The organism is Planococcus soli (assembly GCF_016881065.1).
Taxonomy (GTDB): domain Bacteria; phylum Bacillota; class Bacilli; order Bacillales_A; family Planococcaceae; genus Planococcus; species Planococcus soli.
On sequence record NZ_WXYN01000042.1, the window covers coordinates 1 to 2,175 of the forward strand.

2 protein-coding genes are annotated in these 2,175 nt (G+C 48.2%); both read right to left on the bottom strand.

Features of this window, described 5'->3' with window-relative positions:
* Nucleotides 1–57: 57 nt before the first annotated feature.
* The gene (istB, locus tag GJB59_RS13695) at nucleotides 58–822 is read right to left on the bottom strand and encodes an IS21-like element helper ATPase IstB (protein ID WP_142830926.1); all 765 of its coding nucleotides are present in this window, start codon (nucleotides 820–822) and stop codon (nucleotides 58–60) included.
* Nucleotides 819–2,075, bottom strand: coding sequence for an IS21 family transposase (istA, locus tag GJB59_RS13700; RefSeq protein WP_236015687.1), 1,257 nt, complete (start codon nucleotides 2,073–2,075; stop codon nucleotides 819–821). The genes istB and istA overlap by 4 nt, the downstream gene beginning before the upstream one ends.
* Between the last annotated feature and the right edge of the window lie 100 nt (nucleotides 2,076–2,175).

The following is a 2,175-nucleotide window of genomic DNA, read 5'->3' on the forward strand; positions in this document are numbered from 1 at the left end:
TTGTCAACGCCGGTTTATTTTTCCTCAATATAGCCGGAATAAAATTCCCCACTTGAGTTACTTTGCAGGTAGGGCAGCCGGATAAATTCCGGCTTTTTTCTTTTCCTTCAGGCGATAAGAATCACCTTTGATGTTAAAGGTCACCGAGTGGTGAAGCAGGCGGTCGAGAATGGCTGTAGCTAGCACATCATCCCCGAAGACCTTTCCCCATTCGATAAACGATTTGTTCGAGGTGAGAATCATCGCGCCATGCTCATATCTCTTCGAGATGACTTGGAAAAAGATATTCGCTGAGAACTCGTCAAACGGAAAGTAGCCGACCTCGTCCAACACGATCAAATCCGGCCGTGTCCATTTCTTGATGAGCCGGGAGACAGTACCTTTGGCCTCTGCCTTGTGACACTCCGCGACCAGATCGGCTGCGGTGAAAAACAGGACACTATAGCCTTGGGTGAGGGCTTCCAATGCAAAAGCGATCGCAAGATGCGTCTTGCCGACACCTGGCGGTCCCAGGAGAAGGCGGTTTTCACCATTCACAATGTACCGACAGGTCAGTGTTTCGTTGATGCGTTGCTCGTTAAGACTAGGTTGGAATGCCAAATCAAAATCATGGATGGTTTTGGTGTAAGGGAGTTTCGCCCGGTGAATCCTTCGGTTCAATTCGGTGGATTCTCGGTGTTCCCATTCTCCCGAAACCACCGTGTGTAAAAAGTCGAAATATGATACATTATGGGTAGAAGCGTTCTCGACCAAATCATCGAGCTGGCTGGCCGTATACGACCAGTTCAGCTGATGCAGCCGTTCTTCCAGAAGGGATTTCATTCGAAATCACCTCCTTCAAAGGCGGCGTAAGCTGCGAGGGAACGTGCTTCAACGTAAGGAGTGGAAACGATTGAATCCTGGGTCGCCAAACCGATGGGATTCTGTTGTTTTCGCTCTTTTTCTTTTGCCTCCTGCATTCCCTCGTAATGTTCAAAGCGGACATGAGTCCGTGTTTCACCGGAAAGAATCGGGTGTTGCGCAATGCATTCCACTTCGTCAAAAATCTCCAATTGCTTCTCCAGCGTCACCTTGATTTTCACTTGATGACCGGCATAGCGAAACGGAACGGAATACTTATTTCCCAAGTAGGAGACGAAACAGTCGCGACTGACTTCACGCATTTCCCAATGCGTGGTCGGGAACAACTCCTTCGTCCCCCAAGCCTGCAGAAAAGACTGCTCCTTTTGCCAGCGCTGAACCGGCGGTTCCTGGGTCGTTTCATTCTTTTTCTTGTTTGCGGTCTGATCCAGCCATTTGCGCATGTCCTGGTTCAATGCTTCAAGTGTCGGTTCATGCCGGCGTTGAAAGAAGTTTCGTTTCATGTAATCGACCGTTCGTTCAACTTTCCCTTTCGTTTGCGGACGGTAGGGTTTGCACGCTTTGGGCGTGACACCGTAGTAAGCGAGAAAGTCTTCAAACTTTTGGTTGAAGCGGATTTCTACCGGTGTATGCCGGATGACAACCGTTTTCATATTGTCGTAGAGAACTTGATTCGGAATGCCGTTGAAATAGGCAAAGGCATTCATGTGGCATTTCATCAAGGTCTCCAATTTCATGTCGGTGGTGAACTCGATATATTTCATCCGCGAATACCCCAGCACGATCAAAAAGGCATAGATTTTTTGAAGACGTCCATCAACGTCGTACAGACCGACTTCTGCCCAATCCATCTGCGCCTGTTGACCAGGTGGCGTCTCAAAGCGCCGGGTTGCCTGTTTCTTCGGCTGTTCCCGATGCGGCTGCACAAAATCTTTTAGGATTGTACTTTTCCCGTCAAAGCCTTGCGCCCGGATCTCCTCGAGTAACACCACACAATTGGTGGTGCCTTCTTGAATCCGTTGAAGTAAGTAGGGTTTATACGGATCTAATTTGCTTGCCGGTTTCGTTCGCTTGGAGCTCCGAGGGAGCTTTTCAGTATTTATGTATTTCCGTATGGTTTTCCGGTCAAAGCCGGTCTCTTCGGCAATGGCTGTTAACGACCATCCCTTTTGGTGCAGTTCCCGAATCATAAAAAATTCCTCCATTTTCAACATCGACACATACTCCTCTACAACGTGGTATATGTCGATTATCCTTGATAAATGGGGAATTTTAAAACGGCGTTATTGGGTATTTTATCACCGGCAGTGACAC